This is a genomic window from Streptomyces flavofungini, from assembly GCF_041028215.1.
GTDB classification, from domain to species: Bacteria; Actinomycetota; Actinomycetes; order Streptomycetales; family Streptomycetaceae; genus Streptomyces; species Streptomyces flavofungini_B.
Map to the genome: position 1 here is coordinate 1 of NZ_JASKYR010001057.1, position 1,864 is coordinate 1,864.

General features: G+C 68.3%; 1 protein-coding gene. It reads left to right on the forward strand.

The window, feature by feature from the left end:
• The first annotated feature begins 358 nt into the window (after positions 1-358).
• Complete coding sequence (gene lpdA, locus AB8Z36_RS38305) at positions 359-1,762, forward strand: dihydrolipoyl dehydrogenase (RefSeq protein ID WP_369217980.1); 1,404 nt, start codon at positions 359-361, stop codon at positions 1,760-1,762.
• Positions 1,763-1,864: the final 102 nt, after the last annotated feature.

The following is a 1,864-nucleotide window of genomic DNA, read 5'->3' on the forward strand; positions in this document are numbered from 1 at the left end:
CGGTGACAGCCATGGCGGGTGATGATCCTTTGCGGAGGGCGTGAACGGGTGGCCGTGCGGGGTGTTTCCGTACGGTTAGCGGCCCGATCGCTCGCACCCGCGCCGCCATGGGACGCCGAACGTCCGCTCGGCAGCGGTGAGGTGCTGGATCATGGTCGTCATTCTGGGGCGTGCCGCGCCTCCGGGTCAACATGGGGGTGCGCGACGACATGCTGATGAGCGCCGGTCGTCCGGACGCTGCCCACGGGTAACTTCTCCGGCGGGCAGTGGTGTGCGCCACCCGCGCCCCGCAGGGGCCCCCGGATGGCGCATGATCGTGCACAGCGCCATCCCCGTACCATCCAGAGAGGATCTCCCCATGGAAGACCGCTTCGACGTCGTCGTGCTCGGAGCAGGACCCGGCGGCTATGTGGCCGCCATTCGCGCCGCCCAGCTCGGCAAGCGGGTAGCGGTCGTCGAGGAGAAGTACTGGGGCGGTGTCTGCCTCAACGTCGGCTGCATCCCGACGAAGGCGCTGCTGCGCAACGCCGAACTGGCCCACCTCTTCACGCACGAGCAGAAGACGTACGGCATCAAGGTCGACGGACAGGTCTCCTTCGACTACGGCGAGGCGTTCAGCCGCAGCCGCACGGTCGCGGACGGCCGGGTCAAGGGCGTCCACTTCCTGATGAAGAAGAACGGCATCACGGAGTTCGACGGCCGGGGCACGTTCCTGGACGCCAACACCCTCCAGGTCGCGAAGTCCGACGGCACGACCACCACCATCGGCTTCGACAACTGCGTCATCGCGACCGGCGCCACGCCCCGCCTGCTGCCCGGCACCAGCCGCAGCGAGCGCGTCGTGACGTACGAGGAGCAGATCCTCGCCGACTCCCTGCCGCGCTCCATCGTGATCGCGGGCGCGGGCGCGATCGGCATCGAGTTCGCCTACGTCCTGCACAACTACGGCGTGAAGGTCACGATCGTCGAGTTCCTGGACCGCGTCGCGCCCCTGGAGGACGCGGACGTCTCCAAGGAGCTGGCCAAGCAGTACCGCAAGCTCGGCATCGACGTCATGACCTCGACCCGTGTCGAGTCCATCGACGAGTCGGGCGACCAGGTCCGGGTCACCGTCACCGGCAAGGACGGCAAGGAGCAGGTCCTGGAGGCCGACAAGGTCCTCCAGGCCATCGGTTTCGCGCCGAACGTCTCCGGTTACGGCCTGGAGGCGACGGGCGTGGCGCTCACCGAGCGCGGCGCGATCGAGGTGGACGGCCGCTGCCGGACGAACGTCCCGCACATCTACGCCATCGGTGACGTCACCGCGAAGCTGATGCTCGCGCACACCGCCGAGGCCATGGGTGTCATCGCGGCGGAGACCCTCGCGGACGCCGAGACGATGGAACTCGACTATGTGATGATCCCGCGCGCCACCTACTCCCAGCCGCAGATCGCCAGCTTCGGCTGGACGGAGGCGCAGGCCAAGGAGAAGGGCTTCGACGTCAAGGTCGCCAAGTTCCCCTTCCAGGCGAACGGCAAGGCGCACGGTCTCGGCGACACCGTCGGCTTCGTGAAGATCATCAGCGACGCCACGTACGGCGAGATCATCGGCGCTCACCTGATCGGCCCCGACGTCACCGAACTGCTGCCCGAGCTGACGCTGGCGCAGCAGTGGGACCTCACCGTCCACGAGGTGGCCCGCAACGTCCACGCGCACCCGACCCTGGGCGAGGCCGTCAAGGAAGCGGTGCACGGCCTGGCCGGGCACATGATCAACTTCTGAGGTGCCCCGGGCGCCCCGCCGCGACACACGTGACCGAAAGCGAGTGGCTCAAGTGGCGGGGCCGCCCGGACCGGCCGATCCTTGTCCAGACACGACTGTGTG

Excerpts from the sequence above, each read along its gene's own strand:
- lpdA (WP_369217980.1), top strand. The coding sequence starts at position 359 with ATGGAAGACCGCTTCGACGTCGTCGTGCTCGGAGCAGGACCCGGCGGC.